Origin of the sequence: Enterococcus sp. DIV1090, from assembly GCF_050537975.1 — a bacterium.
Classification (GTDB): domain Bacteria; phylum Bacillota; class Bacilli; order Lactobacillales; family Enterococcaceae; genus Enterococcus; species Enterococcus faecalis.
The window spans coordinates 55,338-76,275 of the sequence record NZ_CP172917.1 but is presented as its reverse complement, the minus strand read 5'-3'; the positions used below and the strand labels follow the sequence as shown (position 1 = coordinate 76,275).

Annotated in this window: 17 protein-coding genes; 3 read left to right on the top strand and 14 right to left on the bottom strand. The window is 38.8% G+C overall.

From position 1 onward, the window contains the following. Positions 1–13 precede the first annotated feature (13 nt). Genes IGL48_RS00330 through IGL48_RS00315 form a run of 4 tightly spaced genes read right to left on the bottom strand, consistent with a single transcriptional unit; the run spans position 14 to position 2,221 of the window. The gene (locus IGL48_RS00330; protein WP_002383483.1) at positions 14–526 is read right to left on the bottom strand and encodes an Asp23/Gls24 family envelope stress response protein; all 513 of its coding nucleotides are present in this window, start codon (positions 524–526) and stop codon (positions 14–16) included. A 12-nt stretch (positions 527–538) separates the two neighbouring features. Beyond that, positions 539–730, bottom strand: a complete 192-nt coding sequence (locus IGL48_RS00325) for a DUF2273 domain-containing protein (protein ID WP_002356087.1) — start codon at positions 728–730, stop codon at positions 539–541. A gap of 12 nt (positions 731–742) precedes the next feature. Then, positions 743–1,315, bottom strand: coding sequence for an alkaline shock response membrane anchor protein AmaP (amaP, locus tag IGL48_RS00320; protein ID WP_002381343.1), 573 nt, complete (start codon positions 1,313–1,315; stop codon positions 743–745). Positions 1,316–1,327: 12 nt separating this feature from the next. Then, positions 1,328–2,221 carry an SDR family oxidoreductase gene (locus tag IGL48_RS00315; RefSeq protein WP_010824330.1) on the bottom strand — a complete coding sequence of 298 codons (894 nt, stop codon included), beginning with the start codon at positions 2,219–2,221 and terminating at the stop codon, positions 1,328–1,330. Positions 2,222–2,494: 273 nt separating this feature from the next. Between IGL48_RS00315 and IGL48_RS00310 the strand changes: the two genes are divergently transcribed. Then, entirely contained in the window at positions 2,495–3,148 is a 654-nt protein-coding gene (locus IGL48_RS00310) for a Crp/Fnr family transcriptional regulator (protein WP_002356081.1), read from the top strand. Between the two features lie 41 nt (positions 3,149–3,189). Here IGL48_RS00310 and IGL48_RS00305 read toward each other — a convergent pair whose 3' ends face one another. From IGL48_RS00305 to ruvA, 5 genes are all read right to left on the bottom strand, one after another. After that, positions 3,190–4,107: a helix-turn-helix domain-containing protein gene (locus IGL48_RS00305; protein WP_002367583.1), complete on the bottom strand. Its 918-nt coding sequence runs from the start codon at positions 4,105–4,107 to the stop codon at positions 3,190–3,192. Positions 4,108–4,655: 548 nt separating this feature from the next. Continuing rightward, on the bottom strand, positions 4,656–6,995 hold the full coding sequence (gene ygjK, locus IGL48_RS00300; RefSeq protein WP_048949635.1) for an alpha-glucosidase: 2,340 nt from the start codon (positions 6,993–6,995) through the stop codon (positions 4,656–4,658). A gap of 178 nt (positions 6,996–7,173) precedes the next feature. Next, positions 7,174–7,872 carry an N-acetylmannosamine-6-phosphate 2-epimerase gene (locus IGL48_RS00295; RefSeq protein WP_002364575.1) on the bottom strand — a complete coding sequence of 233 codons (699 nt, stop codon included), beginning with the start codon at positions 7,870–7,872 and terminating at the stop codon, positions 7,174–7,176. 141 nt (positions 7,873–8,013) lie between these two features. Then, positions 8,014–9,030 carry a Holliday junction branch migration DNA helicase RuvB gene (gene ruvB, locus IGL48_RS00290; protein WP_002381340.1) on the bottom strand — a complete coding sequence of 339 codons (1,017 nt, stop codon included), beginning with the start codon at positions 9,028–9,030 and terminating at the stop codon, positions 8,014–8,016. A gap of 12 nt (positions 9,031–9,042) precedes the next feature. Further along, positions 9,043–9,657 carry a Holliday junction branch migration protein RuvA gene (gene ruvA, locus IGL48_RS00285; protein WP_002359241.1) on the bottom strand — a complete coding sequence of 205 codons (615 nt, stop codon included), beginning with the start codon at positions 9,655–9,657 and terminating at the stop codon, positions 9,043–9,045. 218 nt (positions 9,658–9,875) lie between these two features. Here ruvA and IGL48_RS00280 point away from each other — a divergent pair, with 218 nt between their 5' ends. Beyond that, positions 9,876–10,862, top strand: coding sequence for an LLM class flavin-dependent oxidoreductase (locus IGL48_RS00280; RefSeq protein WP_002356071.1), 987 nt, complete (start codon positions 9,876–9,878; stop codon positions 10,860–10,862). Positions 10,863–10,876: 14 nt separating this feature from the next. Further along, on the top strand, positions 10,877–11,101 hold the full coding sequence (locus IGL48_RS00275; protein WP_002386409.1) for a DUF896 domain-containing protein: 225 nt from the start codon (positions 10,877–10,879) through the stop codon (positions 11,099–11,101). Positions 11,102–11,147: 46 nt separating this feature from the next. Here IGL48_RS00275 and IGL48_RS00270 read toward each other — a convergent pair whose 3' ends face one another. From IGL48_RS00270 to IGL48_RS00250, 5 genes are all read right to left on the bottom strand, one after another. Further along, positions 11,148–12,827: a peptide ABC transporter substrate-binding protein gene (locus IGL48_RS00270; RefSeq protein WP_002361487.1), complete on the bottom strand. Its 1,680-nt coding sequence runs from the start codon at positions 12,825–12,827 to the stop codon at positions 11,148–11,150. Between the two features lie 135 nt (positions 12,828–12,962). Continuing rightward, complete coding sequence (locus IGL48_RS00265) at positions 12,963–17,021, bottom strand: 5'-nucleotidase C-terminal domain-containing protein (RefSeq protein ID WP_430601654.1); 4,059 nt, start codon at positions 17,019–17,021, stop codon at positions 12,963–12,965. A gap of 440 nt (positions 17,022–17,461) precedes the next feature. Next, on the bottom strand, positions 17,462–18,847 hold the full coding sequence (glmU, locus tag IGL48_RS00260) for a bifunctional UDP-N-acetylglucosamine diphosphorylase/glucosamine-1-phosphate N-acetyltransferase GlmU (protein ID WP_002356067.1): 1,386 nt from the start codon (positions 18,845–18,847) through the stop codon (positions 17,462–17,464). Between the two features lie 201 nt (positions 18,848–19,048). Beyond that, entirely contained in the window at positions 19,049–19,870 is an 822-nt protein-coding gene (gene purR, locus IGL48_RS00255; RefSeq protein WP_002381336.1) for a pur operon repressor, read from the bottom strand. A gap of 143 nt (positions 19,871–20,013) precedes the next feature. Beyond that, positions 20,014–20,853 carry a metal ABC transporter permease gene (locus IGL48_RS00250; RefSeq protein WP_002383493.1) on the bottom strand — a complete coding sequence of 280 codons (840 nt, stop codon included), beginning with the start codon at positions 20,851–20,853 and terminating at the stop codon, positions 20,014–20,016. Positions 20,854–20,938: the final 85 nt, after the last annotated feature.

Below are 20,938 nucleotides of genomic sequence, written 5' to 3'. Positions count from 1 at the left end.
AAATAATAACCAATTATTGAACACGAGGTGCCGTGTTTTCTTTGACTTTTGTCTTGCCTTTAGTTACCGCATGTTTGGCTTTGTTGGTTTGTTTTGACATAAAACTACCTGTCGCTTCAGCGGCGTTGCCAAGTTTATCTTGGACTGTTTCACTTTCTTCTTGGTACTCTGCTTGTGTTTTGATATCTACTACGTTGACATTGACTTCGATTACTTCCAAGTGAGTCATTTGTTGGACTTCGCGAGTAATAACCTCTTTCATTTGATCATAAATGGTCTCGATATCTTTCCCGTATTCGGCTACAATGTCCATATCCACTGCGACTTGTTTTTTGCCGACCTCGGTGTGAATGCCTGTTGTAACATCTTCACTGTTAATCATTTTATCTCGTAAATTCGAGAAAAAACCACCGTCCACAGTTAACAAACCGTCGACTTCTTCCAAAGCAATGCCAATAATTTTTTGGATTACTTTATCCTCAAACGTCAACTCACCTTTAACAATCGATACATTTGCATTTTCCATAGCCAAAACCTCCTATTTATGATGAAAATAATTTTTGACAATGCCTGTCTGTTCCAAATACAAACCTAGCCAAATACCTAGTCCTGTCAGGAGTACTACTAACAATGTTTTAAAGAAGCCGATTGACAGAAACAAGATTGCAAAAACCAAGCCGACTAGGCCACCAATTAACGGAACGGCATATTGTTTTATCCATTCAACCATTGTACATCCCTCCTACTCCACACGTGCTTGTGTTTGCTGTTGTTGTGGTCGTTTCATTGATTGAATATCTTCAAAATGAACATCAATCGTAATCTTGTGACCAGTTCCCACCAAACGAGCAAGCCGTTCTTCCATTGTTTTTGACCAAGCTTCTGTTTGTCCAATTAAATCTGCCGTTCGTTTCAGTGTGCCTTTAACATTGACCTTAATGCGCCTTTTTGTCGCCTTTACACGAATGGTTGGTGCTTCCAGAAAGTCACTGTCTTGCAAGCTAGAGCGTACAAATCCTTCGATGGCTTTACGGTGTAACACTAACTTTCCTTGCTCTTCTTTTAATTCAAACGTGCCTTTTCTTCTTGGGAATAAAAGAATGAATAAAAAGAGAAAGAGCATAATTCCTAGTAAAACCAGCGCTACCCAAAAGATTGCTTGACGTGCGTACTCGTTGTCTTGCAAGAACCATTGGACATTATCTGGTGGTTGCCAAGCTGTATCGGCTGACCAAGTGGTGATGGCCACCGCGCCAAATAATGCCATTAAAATCAGTGAACCTAGAAGCAAAAGTATTTTAACAACTTTATTCACGGAACATCCCTCCTAAAGATTAATTGCTTCTCCACCAGTTACGCCATAAACTTGAGCCGTAACATAACTTGCATCATTGGACGCCAAGAAAACATAAACAGGGGCTAATTCAGCAGGCTGACCCGCACGTTCCAGTAAAGAATGTTGCCCAAATTCTGGCAACTCTTCAATTGGTTGTCCATGATCTAATTGTAACGGTGTCCAGATTGGTCCTGGAGCCACGCCATTTACCCGAATACCTTTTGGTGCCAGTTGTTTTGCTAAACCAACGGTAAAGTTGGCAATTGATGCCTTCGTTGCTGCATAATCCAACAAATGCTCACTGGGATTAAAAGCTTGGACGGAAGTCGTTGTCACAATGCTACTTCCGGCAGGCAAGTGAGGCACTGCTGCTTTGACAATGCCAAACATCGCAATAATATTGACATGGAAAGTGTCTATCACTTGTTCCATTGGCAATTCTTCAATAGCGGCACAGGAAATTTGTTGAGCTGCATTTAAAACAAGGGTATCCAAGCCGCCTAAAGATTCACGAGCTTGTGCAACCAATTTTTCAGGTGCCTGTTTATCTCTTAAATCTGCTGGCAAAAGAACGACTTTTCGGCTAGCTTCTCGTATATAGTGCGCCACTTCTTCGGCGTCTTTTTCTTCACCTGGGAAAAAATGTAAGGCGATATCTGCGCCTTCGCGAGCAAAAGCAATCGCCGCAGCTCGTCCAATCCCAGAATCACCGCCTGTAATTAATACCCGACGATTTTCTAATTTGTGATTTCCGACATAGCTGTCTTCCCCACAATCTGGTTTAGGGACCATTTTGTCCTGTAATGCGGGAGTTTCTTGATCTTGTTGCGGAAATCCATCACTATAAAATAACTTTCTTGGGTCTTTTAAGTTTGGTTCTGTCATTAAATCTCCTCCCTTTCTACTATTACCTTAATACAATTTTTTCTTTTTGAAAAATATTTGAGCACATAAAATAAAAAAAATATTTTTAATACTCATTAAGCGAAATTTTTGGCAAAATTATCTAAAAGCTGATTTTATTTTTCAAAATAGCGTTTAATTGACCTTTTTTATCAACATTTGTTATTGACATATGATGTCCAATTCGCTTAAATAAGAAAGAAGCCCAACAGGCAAAAACAAAAATATTTAGAGATAATTGAGGAGTTACCGCCAATGAGAAATGTTTTACAAGACTACTTAGATGAACATTCCTTTCGAGTCGTTGTAAAAAAGAAGAAAAATTATTTAACTTATGAAGGACTGCAAGATCGTTATGCCTATATTTTAAAAAGTGGCATCATCAAAACTAGCGTTATTTCCAAAGATGGTCGTGAATTTAATTTACGTTATATCAACAATTTGGAAATTGTTTCATTGCTACGTGATGAATATTCAGAATTTATTGATGCACCTTTTAATATTCGCATCGAATCTCCACAAGCAGAACTTTACCAAATCGACCGTGTTCAATTTTGGCGGGATATCAATAATAGTAAAGACTTGCAAATGTATGTCAAAGAATACTATCGGGACCGTTTAATGCATTCCATGAAAAAGATGCAGCAAATGTTGATGAATGGCAAATTTGGGGCCGTTTGTACACAAATCTATGAAATGTACGATTCATTTGGCGTAGAAACAGAGGAAGGTATTTTAATTGATTTCGTGGTGACCAATGAAGAAATTGCGCATTTTTGTGGGATAACTTCTGCTAGTAGCGTTAACCGGATGATGCAGCAACTAAAAGAGTTAGGGGCAATTGAACTACGTAACCGCAAAATTTTGATTAAAGATTTAGATATGATTAGAGATAACATTATTGTTTAACATCAGCACCCCCCGCAAGTTTGACCTTGCGGGGGTGCTTTTTATTTTTCAGTGACAATATTCAATGGAAACTGACCTTTTTCTAAATTAAATGTCCGACCAGCCGTCAGCTGAAGCATTTCTTTTTTCATGCCTTCCGCCAAACGTACATCGCCAAAGCTTTCAATCATATCAATAACGGCGATTACTTCTTTATAATATCTCATTTTGCCAGTGTACAGATAATACGTAAGGTTTTTTAAGTAACGTAAGTTAAAATGAATATAGTAGATTTCAGCAGGAATCGTGGTAACACTCACTAGCGCTAAATATTCCCGAGCTTTCGCATAATTTTTCTTATAAAGTTCCCCAGTAATGATATTTAGGTAAAAACCATAGGCAACATTTAGTGTTTGGGTATCACGTAATTCAGCATCTTTGACAGGAAACATCTGCTCAAGAATCTGAAGGACTTCATTTTCAGAAAACAAGGCGGCAGGATTAGTCACCATTTGATAATCGTAGTATGTATAGTAGCTTTTGCTAGAGATAAGCGCGAGAATTACCATTCGATCGGTTTCATCAAATTCTGGAATTTCCTCCCAATCATTACTAAACGTTAATTTAATATCTGTGTAAATAGACATTTCCAACGCATTTTTATGAGGATTGCGCTCTAATTGATAAAAATAATGAATCAGATTCTTTTTTTCACTTGTATTGTTCAACCCCATTTGACAACATTCAATTTGATGTTTGACTTCTGAAGAAGCCATGATTCTCGTATCAGATACCATAAAAAAAAATTCATTAAAAGTAATCCCCAATGACTGTAATGCCGTCATTAAATCCTCGTAACTTAGCTTGGCTTCACCAATTTCGATTCTTCGATAGGTTTGTTTCCCCTTTTTTGGCAAAACATCTTTCTGAGCAATTTTTTTCTTTTTTCTAAAATATTTTAGAGCACCTAGAACATCCATAATATCCCCCTTTTATAATAAAAATAATATTAAATATTATTTTTTTATTAACTTAAAGATCCAACAATACCTGTACAAATTAAACAAAATCAGCGAAAACATTAATAAATATTTCAAAATATTCATTTTTATTATTTCCGTAATTATAATATTGTAATATTTTGATAATCACAAAAACTTATATACTTAACTTCCCTTGAAAAAACCAAAAGAAATGTTCTATAATAGAAGTCAATATAACTAACAGAGCAGGAGGTTTTGCATATGTTTGGTTTTGATATCAGCTTATTCCTTATTACACTATTCCGTTAAACCCACTCTTCACTAACCATTGTACAATCAATTTCATTGAATATCTATTTCATTTTTATTAAATAACATTTTTAATAAAAGTACATATCGTTTATTTTTAGATATTTTATTTAATTATATGGAATATATTTATTTAAACAAATAAATTACATTTAATTAAATCAGAGGGAAACAGATTGTAGCAAGTGAAGAAAAAAAAACAGCTCTTGAGAGATATTTTCTCAAGAGCTGTTTTTCTATTTTATTTCAAAAGCGGTTTGCGTTGTGGGGTTATTACTTAATAAGGTGTTTTTATACAGTAAATAGTACGCTGCCGCTGACCAACTAAAGTTTTTCGTACTTAGGCCCTTCCCTGTCAGTGGATCATAATTTTCATGAATAGGGCCTTCTCCCATCAATCCTTCGGCATGTAAGAAGAGTTCTTGTGTCATTTCTTTTGCTTCTTTTGTATAGTCATAGTTTTGAAGAGCTTCTACACCAAACAAGGCTTGATCAAGCCAAACTGGTCCCCGCCAATATTTCGTTGCAGCAAATTTTTCATTGTCTTTGGATGCCGTTGGGAATGGCATAAAGGTATTAAACATTTCTTGATTCATCATGTTTTTCTTAACTGCCGCCGCCTGTTCTTTGGTCGCTACTTTTGCCCAGAGCGGCAACCAGCCTTCTGTTCCTTTGCCACGATTGACTAACAATTTTGTTTTCGAGCCGTCTTCATTTATTTGTAAGTCATAGAAGAAGCCTGTTTTTTCATCAAACATATTTTCTTGAATATATTTTTTTAGTTTCTTCGCTTCTTTTTGATAGTTCTTATAGTCCTCTTTTTTGCCTAGTTCTTCTGCTATCGAAGCTAAATAGCCCTTTTCAGCGTAGAGATACGCATTCAAATCCACTGATTCTTGATTAATCGAATACCCCACTACTTTTCCTTTATTTTTGTTTTCAAAAACTTTAACTCCATCATCGCCTTTGCCCACACCTTCTTTGTCAAACCGTGTAGCGTTATCCATGCCACTTTCCCATGCGGCTGCTTCAATAACAGCATCATCGTCCACTTTAGGTTGGCCATTTTTATCTTTAATGATTTGATCCTTGTCGTCTTTTTGCCAGTGAGCATCACTGACCATGCTTCCATATTCTGCTATCCCATTTTTATTGTGGTCTCTGTTGGTATACCACCAATTATGATAAGCCACAAGTTTGGGATACATTTCTTTTAAAAATTCCTTATCTTTTGTTTCTTGATAAATATGCCAAACTGCCCATGCAGCCAATGGTGGTTTAGAATTTCGTTCATTCCAGTTGCCACCTTCACCACCACGCGCACTGTCTTGATTGTAAAAGACAGCATCAATGATCGCTCCTGCATCTTGTGGACGTACGGTATCATCTTTTTGAATTTGATAATCAAACAAGGCCCGCATATTATTTTTAGCTAACTCAGGATTAAAATCAGCCGTTGCTACATCCGCTTTCCACGAATCCCAAGCCCACATACCAATAAACCATTTATAAGACATGGACGGAACAATCCCGTCATGCTTAAAGGCACCTGCCGCACTTCGCCAATTGGTATTAATCGTTTCAATCGATTTGACTAGCGCATTTTGATATTCAGGAAATTCTGCTGTTTTCTTTTGATCAAACGTTTTATCTAGGTATCCTTGCCATCTTTGCTTGTTCTCTTTGAAATAGCGCGCCGCATTTTTGGTATATTCGGGTGCTTGTTGTTGTTCCTTTGCCTCTTCTTCTTTTGTAAAAGTATAGCTTTCTGTCGTATAGGTGTTGTACGTTTGTTTAGGCTTCAATTCAATTGGTTCAGCGGTCGCTGTATAATTCCGATTATCAATTTTTGTTGAAACTTTATCCGAATGATGAATCGTATATTTTGTGTCTTTCGTAGCAAAATAATTCCACGTTTCTCTGACTTCGCCAAAATTCACTTGAATGTCATTGTCTTTAGCAGTTAAACGAGTGCCAATATCTAAGGTTTCCGTTCCCTCTTGAATTTTGTCAAAGACCGCACCTGTCCAGCTTGCTTCAAGTGACAAGGGCTCTTCACCAGTGTTTTCAAGTGTCGTTTGGATAAGCGCCGTTCGATTGCTGACAAAAATTAAAGCTAAATGAATCATTAGATCGTCTAATTCATAGGTTTGCTCTAGGCGCCCAGGATAATAAGACAGGTCCATGCGGTTGCTTTGGCTTAAATCATAGGTTTCTCCCGTTTTTTTATTTTTGACCGTTAATTTGTTTAAACTTGCCGCCAAGTTTACTGGATATTCTTCCGCAATAATCAATGGCCCCGCAAAACCACCCAGTAGCTCTTTATTGCTTTTTTCAGGTAAATAGTAGCCATGCCATGCACCTAAATCAGAAAAATTATTAAAATAATTGGTATCGTATACGCCATTCGTCCGTTCGGTTGGTGATGCACTCACATCTAAAACATTTGCAAATTCATCAACTTTTGTTCTTTCAACACTTGCTTGCACTTCCCCGCTTAACGCAAAACAGCTGACTACGGTGATTCCTAACGCTAACCAAGTAGACACCCGTTTCTTTTTTGATAAACCCTTCATAAAACCCCTCCTATAAAAATGATAGCGCTTTATACACTGATTTATTATCAGCAAGGACTATGCCAAATGGAGTGTATCCCTTTTTATTATTGAAAGATTCAACTTTCTCTAGAAAAAAAGCGACCGTATCGAAGTGTATTGATCAAAAAATAACGAGTGTATCGATAGTGTATTTAGTTTATGCTTGATTCTGTTTTATTTTCGTAGCTTCCACAAATTTTTCAGTAATTTTTTGCGGTCGTGTAATAACAGATCCCACCACCACGCTATAAGCACCTAGCTCCAGAACACGTTGGACTTTTGCTGGCGTATCAATCATTCCTTCTGCAATGATTGGTGTAGTAAAATGCTTCTTTGCTTCTCTTAACAGTTCAAAATCATTTTGTTCAATCCGCTGATTTTCACTTTGCGGCGTATAGCCGACTAACGTTGTGCCAATATAATCAAAACCTAACTCCGCCGCTTCAATCATCTCTTCCAGCGTGGAACAATCTGCCATCCATTCTTGGTTAGGATACTTTTCTTTTATTCTTTTGAAAAATGTGGCTAACGTTTCGCCATTTGGTCGTTTTGAATGGGTTGCATCGAGAGCGATAATTTCTGGCTGAACAGCCATTAATTCATCTATCTCACGCATAGTTGCGGTAATATATACTTCTGCGTCAGGATAATCTCGTTTAATAATCCCAATGATTGGTAAATCAACCTCTTTCCGGATTGCTCGAATGTCTACCACAGAATTTGCTCGAATACCTTTAGCCCCTCCTTGTTTAGCGGCCAAAGCCATCTTGGACATGATAAAAGAACTATGCAACGGTTCGTCTGCCAACGCTTGGCAAGAAACAATTAATGCCCCTTTGATTTCTTTATTCAACATTGATCCCTCCAATTTAAAAGCGATTACAAACACAGTATAACTACAACAGCTGAAATATGCCACTCTTCTAAATAAGAACAAACGTTTCACGTGAAACAAAAGAAAGCAAGCGGTTAAGGCTTGCTTTCTTTTGACTTATTTTTAATTTTTACGACCCTCTAAATAATCATACCCAAAATGTGCATACGCAAATGGCGTTGCAATTCGTCCTCGCGGTGTTCGTTTAATGAAACCTTTTTGAATAAGATAGGGTTCATACATATCTTCCACCGTTTCGGTTTCTTCACCGATGTTTACAGACAAGGTACTTAAACCAACCGGACCGCCGCCGTATAAATCAATCATTGTTTTCAACAATTTTTGATCGACATAGTCCAAGCCTTGATGGTCCACTTGCAGTAAGGTTAACGCTTTGTCTGCAATCGCTCGGTCGATTTTGCCATCTGATTGGACTTGGGCAAAATCACGGACACGTTTTAACAAACGGTTAGCAATTCGGGGGGTTCCTCTTGAGCGGCGCGCAATTTCAAAGGCACCTTCCTCAAAAATCTCCGTTTGAAAAATATCCGCGGAACGGAGAACGATTTCTTTTAAATCCTGCTCTTGATAATACTCCATGTGAGAAATAATCCCAAAACGATCTCGTAATGGTGCTGAAAGCATCCCTGCCCGTGTGGTAGCGCCCACTAAAGTAAAAGGCGGTAATGGAAAATGAACGGGATGTGCCGTGGTTCCTTGACCAACCATGATATCAATGTAAAAATCTTCCATTGCGGAATACAGCATTTCTTCCACAACTCGCGGCAAACGATGAATTTCATCGATAAATAACACATCACCAGGCTCTAATTCGTTCAAAATAGCGACTAAATCTCCCGCCCGTTCGATGGCTGGTCCACTTGTGGTACGAATGTTCACATTCATTTCATTGGCGATGACCATCGCCATTGTCGTTTTCCCTAAACCTGGCGGACCATAAAGAAGGGTATGATCCAACGCTTCATTCCGATTTTTCGCCGCTTCAATATAAATCGTTAGTTCTTGTTTTACTTTGTCTTGACCAATATATTGTGCTAAAAATTGTGGACGTAACGATTTTTCAATTGAAGCTTCTGCTTCTTGACTTGCAGCTGAAAGCAACCGTTCTTCTTCTGTCATCGTTATTCCTCCTTAGCGTTTCATCATGAATTTTAACGCATTGCTCAAATAAACATCTGTCGTTGTCTCACCTAACGCTTCCAATTGCTTAGTGATACGCTTAATCTCTCGGTCACTGTAGCCTAGGGCACTTAATGCTTCTAACGCTTCTGCCAATGCTTGATTGCTTGTTGTCACCGCTTCGGTTGCGGTCATGGCAGCCACCGCTGCTTCGGAAGACTCTAATTCGCCTAGTTTTCCTTTTAAATCTAAAATCATTTGTTGGGCTGTTTTCTTGCCAACACCTGGGAACTTCGTTAAATATGTAACATCTTCCCCTTCAATTGCATTGATTAAACCACCATGATCAGCCACAGAAGCCATGATAGCTAAACCACTTTTAGGGCCAATTCCAGAGACACTGATTAATTTTAAGAACAATTGTTTTTCTTCTAAACTGCCAAAACCAAATAATAGCTGTGCATCTTCCCGCACGACTTGGTGAAGATATAGTTTAATGTCCGTATCCATTTTTCCTGAATAGCGGTACGGGTTATCGACTGAAATCTGATAGCCAATGCCATTTGTTTCAACGACAATATAGTATGGGCTAACAAACGTTACTTTTCCAATAATATATTCGTACATGTTGTCACCTTTCCAATTGCTGATTGCGTACATATGTTCCATTTTAACACAAAGCATCAAAAAGCCATAGCGGAGAATTTTTTATCATCGACCTTGGCTACATCTATTTGTTACTTTTCGCTCACTAGGGAATTAAAAAGTGCGTACTGTTTTTTTTGACATGCTTGCGTGATAATAGCGGTAGCTTCAAAAAAATAACTAAAAAGGAGACTACATACATGAAATTAAGTATCTTAGATCAATTAACGGTTCCTAAAAATCAATCAGCAAGCGACACATTACAAGAAGCCAAAGAGCTCGCTCAATTAGCGGAAAAACTTGGTTACACAAGAATTTGGTATGCCGAACATCACGGTTCAGACGCCTTTGCCAGTGCAACGCCAGAAATTTTAGTTGCACATATTGCTAGTGCCACCGAAAAAATTCGTGTTGGCGCGGGTGGCATCATGACCATGCATTATGCGCCATTTAAAGTCGCAGAAACGTTTAAAACGTTAGCAGCTTTATATCCTGATCGAATCGATTTAGGCATGGGCCGCTCGCCTGGCGGCAGCCCTTTAACTACGTTGGCATTAAATAATGGTCAGCCACCACAGCTAGACCAATTTGATAAATTACCTGAAATTTTACTCTTTTTAAGAGAGGAATTTCCTGAAGATCATTTATATTCTAAAATTTCAGCTGTTCCGCGGGAAGTTCTATTACCACAACCCTGGTTACTAGGTGCTAGCAAAGAAAGCGCACGTTCAGCTGGTGAATATGGCATTAATTTTTCCTTTGCGCAGTTTATTCATGGACATTTGCCCAAAGAAGTATTGTCCGCATATTACAAGCATTTCCGACCAGTAACTGAACAGCAAGAGCCGCAAGTGAGCGCTGCGTATTTCACTTTCGCCGCCGACACGAAAGAAGAAGCAGAATACCATGCGGCTAGTTTCGAGCATTATATCTTTGCCACCGAACATGGGCTTCCAAATAAATTTTTATCGCCAGAAGAAGCCCTAGCTTTCCCTTACAGTGAAATGGACAAACTGGTTTTAGAACAAAATAAACAACGCTTTGTCATTGGCAGTAGCCAAGAAGTTGCGGAGTTTTTCCACCAACAAGAAGAACTAGGGTTGACAGAAGCGATGCTAATCACCCCAGGTTATGACAAACAAACGCGCTTTCAATCGTTTGAACGCCTAGCAAAAGAATTATTATAGAAAGGAAATGAGAAATGTTAGATGTTTTAAAAAGAATTAATACGCTTGCACAAAAAGAGCGTGAACAAGGCTTAACATCTGAAGAACAAGCTCTTCGTGTCGATTTGCGACAAGAATATTTGCGGACCATTCGTGAACAATTCAATAAAACATTAATGGGCGTCACTATTTATGATCCTACTGGTGAAGATGTAACCCCAGAAAAATTAAAAGAAGAACAGCAGAAATATTTTGATTAAAAGAGACACAGAACAGTCGATTTGACTATTCTGTGTCTCTTTTTAACTACTCTTCTGTTACATATGTCCACTTATAATCATATTGTGCGCCAGCACCATGGGCAACGACGCCTTTCACTTCTTTACTGCGTAGATGGGCAGTCGCCTTTTGATAAAGTGGTGCTAAAGCGGTCTCTTCACCAATCAATAACTTCTCAGCCTTAACCATATCTTCCCAACGTTTTTCAGGATCTGAAGCATCTCTTGTGGCTGAAGCCTCGATCAACTCATCGTAGGCTTTACTTGAAAAACGCCCGCGATTATAGTTATTACCAGTAACAAAAAGGTCTAAGAAACTACTTGGATCTGCGTAATCCGCAGCCCAACCACCTAAGATTGTCTCAAAATCGCCGCGACTACCTCGATCAATTCGAACTGAAAACGGCACTGGGCTCACTGTTACATCAATGCCCTCTAAAGTATCCTTTAACGTACCTTGAATATATTCCGCTAACTTTTTCGTAGAATCGACATCATCGGCAACAATATCCATTTTGAGTGTTGTTATGCCCAATTCTTTCTTCGCTTTTGCCCAATATTCTTTTGCTTTTTCTGGGCTATATTCAACAATTTTTTTATTTTCATCAGCAAAATCTTTGTCATCTGTCGGCGAATACGACATCCCTTCTGGAATTAAGCCGGTAGCGACTACTGAGCCGTCGCCTAAAATTTTATCTACTAATGCGTTGCGATCAATCGCTGCTGAAATTGCTTTGCGTAAATTCACATTATTATACGGTGAATTTTTATCTCGCTGATTAAATTCCAAATAGCTGGTTCGTGCTTCTTTTTCGATAACCAATTCTGGATCCTTCGCCATTTGCTGGGCCAATTCGCCACTTAAAATAACATCATCTGCTTGGCCATCTTGGAATAAGTTCAAGGCAGTTGGTGCCTCCTTAACAACATCAAAATTGATTTTATCTAATTTGACATTGTCTTTATCCCAATAGTTTTCATTTTTTTCCAAAGTCCAATTGGTATCTGAGCCAGCCCCTTCAAAGTTAGCTAAGACAAACGGACCATTATAGACTGCTTTTTCACTGGAAGCAGCGTAATCTTTGCCATATTTCTCTACGGTTGCTTGATGTTGCGGGAAAAATAGTGGAAAGGCCAGTAAATAATCAAAATATGGTGTTGGTTTTGCCAGTTTAATTTCTAGCTCGTAATCTCCGTTTGCTTTAATGCCTAATTCAGAAACTGGTTTCTTACCAGCTACAATGTCTGCACCGTTTTCAATCATTTCTAGAAAATAAGCATACTCAGCGCCAGTCTGAGGATCTGCTGTACGTTGCCAACTAAAAACATAATCGGCAGCTGTGACAGGATCACCATTGGACCATTTTGCTTCTTCTCTTAGTTTCACTGTGTACGTCAAACCATCATCACTGACTTGCACTTTTTCTTTAGCCCCTGCTGGTTGCGGCTTGCTTTTATCATCTAAACGATAAATTCCTTCATACGCATTATTCAGTGCCGTAAAACTAATTGTATCTGTTCCTAAAGATAAATCTGCAGAAGGCATTTCTTGTTGAACTACTACTTTAAATTCTTGTTTAGCGGCAGTTTTCTCTGATCCGCCCTTTGCTTTTTCGGCGCCAGCTCCCCCATCACCACCACAAGCAGCTAAAACTAACAGCGTTGTTAAACTTAACCCGATAAGTCCTTTTATACGTTTACTTTTCATGCCTTTCTCCCTTCACAGAAAAAACTCTTCATTTTTTAATTTTTAGAATATTCTTATAATACTAAAATTAAAAACAAATGGCAAGCATTAAAATAAAAAAAGAACCAATCCCGAAGGACGGTTCTTAAAAAATGACTAACTAGCTTTGTTACGTCGTTTATAAATATACCAGCCAGAAGAAGAAAGTCCAACGAACAGTAAACCATATAATGCAAGCGTTTCTGTTTCTGTACCCGTTTTAGGTAAAAAGCCGCCATACTTTTTCTTCTCTGTTACGGATGGATTGCTCTGTCTTGCTCCCGCTTGGTTTTGTTTATTGGTTGCTACTGGTGTTTCTGGTGTTGGTTTCGGATCTGGTTTTGGATCTGGTTTTGGATCTGGTTTTGGATCTGGTTTTGGATCTGGTTTTGGATCTGGTTTTGGATCTGGTGTTGGATCTGGTGTTGGATCTGGTGTTGGATCTGGTGTTGGATCTGGTTTCGGATCTGGTTTTGGCGTCTCTCCTCCACCAATTAACTCTTTGTAAGCTTCTTCCGAAATAGAAACAATTCGTTCGCCTGGGAATGGTTCTTTATATTGTGCTAAATCAATCGTCGTTGCTGCACGATACAACCGCAAGCTGGTTGCACTTTTCAAGTATTCAATTAAGACAGCATCTAGTGAAATCCCTTCTTCTCGTTCACCACCTAGCATATCGTAACCATCACCACCAGCAGCTAAAAAATCATTGGTAGCCATCCGGTATTGTTTCTTCTCATCCAATGGTTCAAACTTTTGTGTTTGCCGATTTTTAATTTCTATTCCTAATACGCGACTACCGACAATCGTTTGTCCTGTTTCATTGCCTTCGTCACTAGCCAAGCGAGTACCTGGTTTTGTGGAATCATAGTGGATACGAATGGAGCTTGAAACATGCAGGAAACCACCATTTGCGCCAAGTTTTGGTTGGCCAGCATCATCTAGTAAAATTGTGCCATTCTCATCTTTTTGTGGAATCGAACGAACAGACATTTCAAACATTTCTTTAACTTGAGCGCCGGTTACTTGAATTTGCGCAATGCTATTGCCAAAAGGTAACACAGCAATGACATCCCCAACTTTAATTGGCCCTTGTTTAATATCAGCGCGAATGCCGCCACCATTAGTTACTGCAAAATCAGCAGGTTGACTAAACGCGTCTTGGCCATATGACATAATCGCATCACCAATCAAATTCCCTAAGTTGGTCTCTCGTGTGCGCACATTTTCTCGTTGTCCATCCAATGTGAATGGAATATAATCGACAATTACTTTTTCATTTTCAGCGTTAAAATTCGTACGTGCTTCATCAACGATGGCTTTAACTGCCGGGTTTTCTGGCAATTCTAGCAACTCTGCTGCTGAAATCAATTTTGCTGTTTTCTTAGTTGGTTCACTCTCTGGTGCTGTGACAATTCCAACATTATTTAAATAATTACCTGTTTGAGCATAGATCACTTTGCCATAACGTTTGCCGCTTTCGACGGCTGTATGCGAATGTCCATCAATCACAGTGATATCTAACTCAGGATATGTTTGACTAAGGGTTTCTGCTAGCGTATCACCACGCCAGATATGCGGCGTCGTTTCATCTACGCCTAAATGCCCAGTAACCACGAAAGCTTGAATATCCGCGTACTTCTCTTTAATTTCATTAATCACTGCTTCTACTTCTGGAATCGGGTCTTTAAATGTCACCTTCTCTACGTTTTTCGGGTGTGTTTTCGTTGCTGTTTCTGGGGTCGTCACACCTACAATGGCAAACTTTTTCCCGGCTTTTTCTACGATAGTATACGGATCAAAAACCCGTCCACTGCCATCTTTGTAATACGTATTACTAGATAAAATCGGAAAATTCAGTTGGTCTTTATAACCTAGTGCAATCTCTAAACCAAAATCAAACTCGTGATTTCCCACCGCCATGGCATCATAACCAACTTCATTCATTGCTTTGGCCATATCCGCGCCTTTGGAGAAATTGGAGATTGGTAATCCTTGGAAAACATCCCCTGCATCCACCATCAAGGTTGGGTTTTCTTGGTCTTTAAAGGTTTTTAGACGCGCCATACCTAATTCGCCTTTCCCTGCTTCTAGTCGGCCATGAACGTCATTTGTGTGCATAATGGTATATGCATTATCTAAATCAAAGCCCGCATTACGGACATCTTGTTTCGTAATAGCGGCGGCGTTTGGTGTACGTCCATCAGGAGAAGTCGGAATTTGAAGAGTGCCGTCATTCACTAATTCGATTGCTTTGGCACGCCATTTTTCATCAAAATTTGTCCCAATAATTGACCAATTTCGTTCGATTTCTTGTTCTGGATCAAGCGTTCCTTTTTTCTTAATATAATCAACAATCATTCCTCGTAAGGTTTCTGGATCAGAATTTTTAATAGGTTCTCCTACTTGAATCCCTTGGCTAGCTAAACCGCCGTAACGATAATTATTCATAGCAATCGTATATTCTTTGGCAGGATCCAGCGGTTGGCCGTCAATTTTCGCATCTACAATTCGTTCACCCACTGGTTTTGAAATGTCAATCTTGTAGTCCACTCCAGAAATCATGTCATAGTTATATACACGAATGTTTGGATTAAAACTAATGGTCAAATCATCTGGCTGTGTTTGGTTATAGTACGCCCCTTGTTTTTCTAAATACTTCAGTAAGTTTTCACCGTTAATGGGAACACTCACTAAGGTATTCGGGTATTTGTAGATATCAAAAATCGTGGCATAGGAAATCTTCCCCGCAGGTAATTTACTGTCGTATTTAAACAACGCTGCCGCACTTAATTGTGCGCCTGTTACTTCTTTTTGAACATTATTAATTAAAGAAACCATCGCTGTTGGTTGTAATTGTGCTTCGGGAATTCCTTTAATTTCTTGTTTTGGTAAAAAATCAGCTGTTGCTGTGCCGATCTCCTCCTGAATAAACGCTCGCGTTTGCTCATGGTATTCTTTTGTCGCTGCCTTAACTGCTTCATCTGCTGGAACATTCGTTGTTGGTACAATCGTTGCTGTACCTTCTTGCACTTCCCACTTATCGGCATTTTTAGCAACTGAAAGATCAATTTTGACAACTTCTGTCCCCGTATCTTTCGGTCCCCCTACCGGTACAGTTTTTCCATTCGGCGCTGCTCCTTGCTTGGTAAAAGAAAGGTGGTCATGACCTAGAATATACGCATCAATCCCCGCGACATTTTCAATTACTTGGTCGGCACTGGCAACCGGATCACTATTTTGTTGTCCCGCATGAATCGAAGCAACAATAATGTCAGCCTGATCGTTAGTTTTCAACTCAGCAACTGCTTTTTCTGCTTCTTCTTTCAAAGGTAAAAAATTAAGCGAAGTAACACGAGGGCCATCCCACAAAGGAATGTGCGGGATTGTTAAGCCGATAATCCCAACTTTTAAATCTGGCTGCCCATCTTGATTAAGATCAAGTTCCTTCGTGGTAGTCCCTTCAACAAAACGACCACCATCCTTATTGTAGGTATTCGCAGACAAGATTGGAAAAGTGGCTTCTTGTTGAATTTTTTTGATTAACGGTAAACCAAAATTAAACTCATGATTCCCCAAAACCATTGCATCATACTTCATCACATTCATGGCGGTGATCATTGGATGGGTCTTTTCATTCACTAAAGGTGCTTTATTATACAAGTCATCTGTTAAAATAGTGCCTTGAATATTGTCGCCATTATCAATTAAAACGGTGCCTGCTGGGTTTTGTGCCCGGACTTGGTTGACGACTGTACTTACTTGGGACAAACCAACTGGTAGTTCTTTATCATCTTCATAAGACCAATTCCATAATTGACCATGAACATCTGACGTACCTAAAATTGTTATTTTTTGTGGTGTGCTCGTTTCTTCTTTTTCAGCGGTTGACGTTTCTAAATTCGTCGTTTCTGCTGGTGCCGTGGTTTCTTGTGACTGCTTGACACTGTCACTCGTAGCCTGATTTGGTGCTTCTTGTTTGATGTCTGTTGTTTCCTGTGTGATGACTGGTTCTTGTTTTCTACTTGAATCGGTGGTACTTGTTACTGCTTCTGAACTTTGTTGACTCGTTGTTTCTACTGCATATGCCGTACTAGTAACGCTTGGCGCTATCAACGCAACAGCCATTAAAAAATGCATGCCCCACTTCACTTTTTTAAAGCTCAACTTTTTCACAAATTTCCTCCTTGTGTTTCAACCCATTTGCAACAAACAATTGTCAAAGTAACAAACAACAAAAAGAGCCTTCCCCCATCACGCTGCTCTTCTTTTCCTATCATAATATATCCGTTAAATAAAAAACAGTAAATTCCGTTAAAATAAGATGTTTTTCCTGTAAATTGTTTTTATTTTTGGACAATATAGCGGATTTGTTTGTGAAAAAAATAGTAATTTTGACCAAAACACGAACTTTATAAAAAAGAAAGTCTTTTTATATTGGAAAAGCGGAACAAAAACTATTTTTTTGAAAAAAATAACTAAAAATACCGAATAAACAGCATTGGTCTAGTCCTTGGACGTCTCTAAACAAATACTAGCAGCAATTGGTCTAGTCTTTAAGGAGGAAAAAGAACGCTCTTTTGCTTAAGCAAAAGAGCGTTCTTTTTTATTTGAGATTAATCCTTCATATAAGGTAACTTTTTAGCATAGCCTTCTTTATTCACTTGACGTGCCCGGGCAATCGCCAAATCTTCTGAAGGGACATCTTCTGTGATAGTTGAACCAGCAGCAGTCACCGCATGATCACCAATCGTGACTGGCGCAACAATGTTCGTTGCAGAGCCAATAAACGCGTGATCACCCACGACTGTTTGGTGTTTATTTTTGCCATCATAATTAACAAAAACAACGCCGCAACCGACATTAATATCTTTGCCTAATGTTGCATCACCAACGTATGTTAAATGGCCCACTTTTGTGCCTTCATCGATTGTTGCATTTTTTACTTCCACGAAGTTACCAATGTGTACGTTTGCCCCCACATCTGCTTTAGGACGTAAATGTGCATACGGACCCACATCGGCCCCCTCGCGAACCACACTTTCTTCAATCACAGACTGTTTAACAACCACTTGATTGCCGATGTGACTATCAACGATTTCTGAATGTGCGCCAATCAAGCAATCTTCGCCAATCACTGTTTTTCCTTTGATAGTGACTCCCGCTTCAATGACTGTGTCTGAACCAATTACCACGCCTTCATCAATATACGTTGTATCTGGATCAATAAATGTAACACCATTTCGCATATGCATTTCATTTAAACGACGATGCATAATTTTATTAGCAGTGGATAAAGCGACACGATCATTTACACCCATTGCTTCGTCAAAGTCTGCCATTTGATAAGCAGCGACAGCTTTGCCTTCTTTTTTCAAAATTTCAATGATATCTGTTAAATAGTATTCCCCTTGTGTGTTGTTTGTATCTGTTTTCGCTAACGCTTCAAACAATGATTCATTATCAAAACAGAAGGTTCCTGTATTAATTTCTTGAACACGTGCTTCTTCTTCACTGGCATCTTTTTGTTCCACGATTCGTTCAACAATGCCCACATGGTCACGAATAATTCGACCATAGCCTGTTGGGTCTTCCGCATGCGCTGTTAAAATAGTCGCACTTGCATTCTTACCTTGATGGTAATCGAATAAATTTTTCAAGGTTTCCGCAGTTAATAACGGCGTATCCCCTGTAATAACTAATGTTGTTCCTTGTTTGCCACCTAATAACTCTTGTGCTTGCATGACTGCATGCCCAGTTCCCAATTGTTCAGCTTGTAAGGCATATTGACTACGTTCGCCTAAATGGCTTTTAATCATTTCCGCCCCGTGTCCAACGATCGTCACGATTTCTGTTGGTTCTGTTTGTTCTACTTGATCTAAAATATGTTCGACCATTGGTTTACCAGCAACTGGATGCAATACTTTATAAAGTTTAGATTTCATGCGTGTTCCTTTACCAGCTGCTAAAATAATTGCGTATCTATTTTCCACGTTTGCCACCTCAAATTAACTAAATTGTTTGATTTTCTTCTAAATCGTCCTCATTATACCTTTTCTAGTTTATCTTACTCTTTTGTCTTTTTCAACAAAATAAGGCATTTAAAAGGTAGACCAATTTATTTTCTCATCTTTTTTTAAAGGAATAAAACAGAAAAAAAGAACCTGAAAATGGAATGGACCATTTTCAGGTTCTTTTTCAAATTATTTCTCTGTGAAATAGTTTCCTGGGACTACGCTAATCGTTTTTGTTTGTGTATCCACATCTTCCACATATAATAGCGAAGTGTAGTCATCGATTGCACGACGGCCATTGAATTTTGACTCAGCAAAAACGGTAATGCCCACAAGTTCTGCTTCAAATTCTTCAATCATACTCTTCATACCATTGACGGTGCCGCCGCCTTTCATGAAGTCATCCACGACTAAAACTTTTGATCCGCGTTTTAAACTGCGTTTTGAAAGTTCCATTTTTTCGATACGTTCTGAAGACCCTGATACATAGTTCACGCTCACCGTTGAACCTTCAGTAATCTTAGAATCGCGACGAACAATCACAAACGGAACATTTAAGTAATAAGACACAGCTTGCGCAATTGGCACTCCTTTAGTCGCAACGGTCATTACCGCATCAATTTGTTTGCCTAAATATTTAGAAGCAATAATCCGGCCCACTTGTCTTAATAAATTCGGTTCCCCAAGTAAATCTGAAAGATAAACATAGCCCCCAGGTAATAAGCGATCTTGTTCTGACAAACGATCACATAAATCCATAATCAACTGCTCCGCTTCCTCATAAGGAATTTCAGGGATAAAGCGGACACCGCCTGCAGCGCCTGGAATCGTTTCTAAAATACCTGTTCCACGTTCTTTAAATGTTTTTTTAACAATTGCTAAATCTTCACTAATGGAAGACTTGGCAGATTGGTATCGGTCAGCAAAATATGTCAAAGAAACCAATGTATGGGGATGATCTAAAAGATATTGGGTCATATCGATTAATCGTTCACTTCTCCGAATTTTCAAATTCGTCACTCCTTTTCATTCTATCGTTCCTTATTATAAGGGGTTTAACCGAAAAATTCGAGGATTTTTTTCAAATAACTGAAAATAGTTCGCCATTTCTTTAAAAAAAAAGAAATAAAGGAGAAAAACTTTCGTTTTTCTCCTTAGTTTCTTTGCATTTTTTGTTTTCGTTGGACCATGACAACCACTCGGCGATAAATATTGACTAATAAGAATAAACCAATAAAAATTAGGGTAATGCTTGCACTCGGTGGTGTTTCCAAATAATACGAGCTAGTCAACCCTGTTAGCATGCCAATCAAGCCCATAAACACACTGATGATAATCACCGTGTTGAAGCCTTTACCAATTCGCATACCTATCGCAGCTGGTAAGACCATAATTGCTGAAATTAACAAGGCTCCCGCGATCGGAATCATCACAGCAATCGCCACACCAGTAATTACATTAAAAAGCATCGACATCCAATGAATAGGTAGCCCATCAACATGAGCAGTATCTTCATCAAATGTTAAAACATACATTGGACGTTTAAATAACATAAACAATAGAACTAAAACTACGAATAAAATTGCCAACATAACCACTTGATCCCACGTAATCGTGACGATGGAACCAAATAAATACGATTGAATACTAGCAGCTGAATTGCCTCCTGTTAAATTCATCAAAACTAACGCCAAAGCCAAACCGCCTGACATTAAAATAGCAATCGAAATTTCTGAATAGGTGCTATAAATCATTCGTAAATATTCTAGAATGATTGCAGCCACAATCACGACAATTAAGGTCATTAAATTAGGATTCCAATTAAAAAAGAAGCCTAGTGCCACACCGGCTAATGACACATGTGAAAGGGTATCTGCCATTAAAGATTGTCGGCGAATAACTAGAAAGACGCCGAGCATTGGGGCAATCACTGAGATAAACAGTGCTGCTAAAAAGGCCTTTTGCATAAATGCATAAGAAAGCATTTCTGCCATACGATTCACTCCTTACCGCTAAAATGAACACTACCATTGTAGCGACGTTTAAGCGAATTAATTTTTTAATTCCTGCTTATTTTTT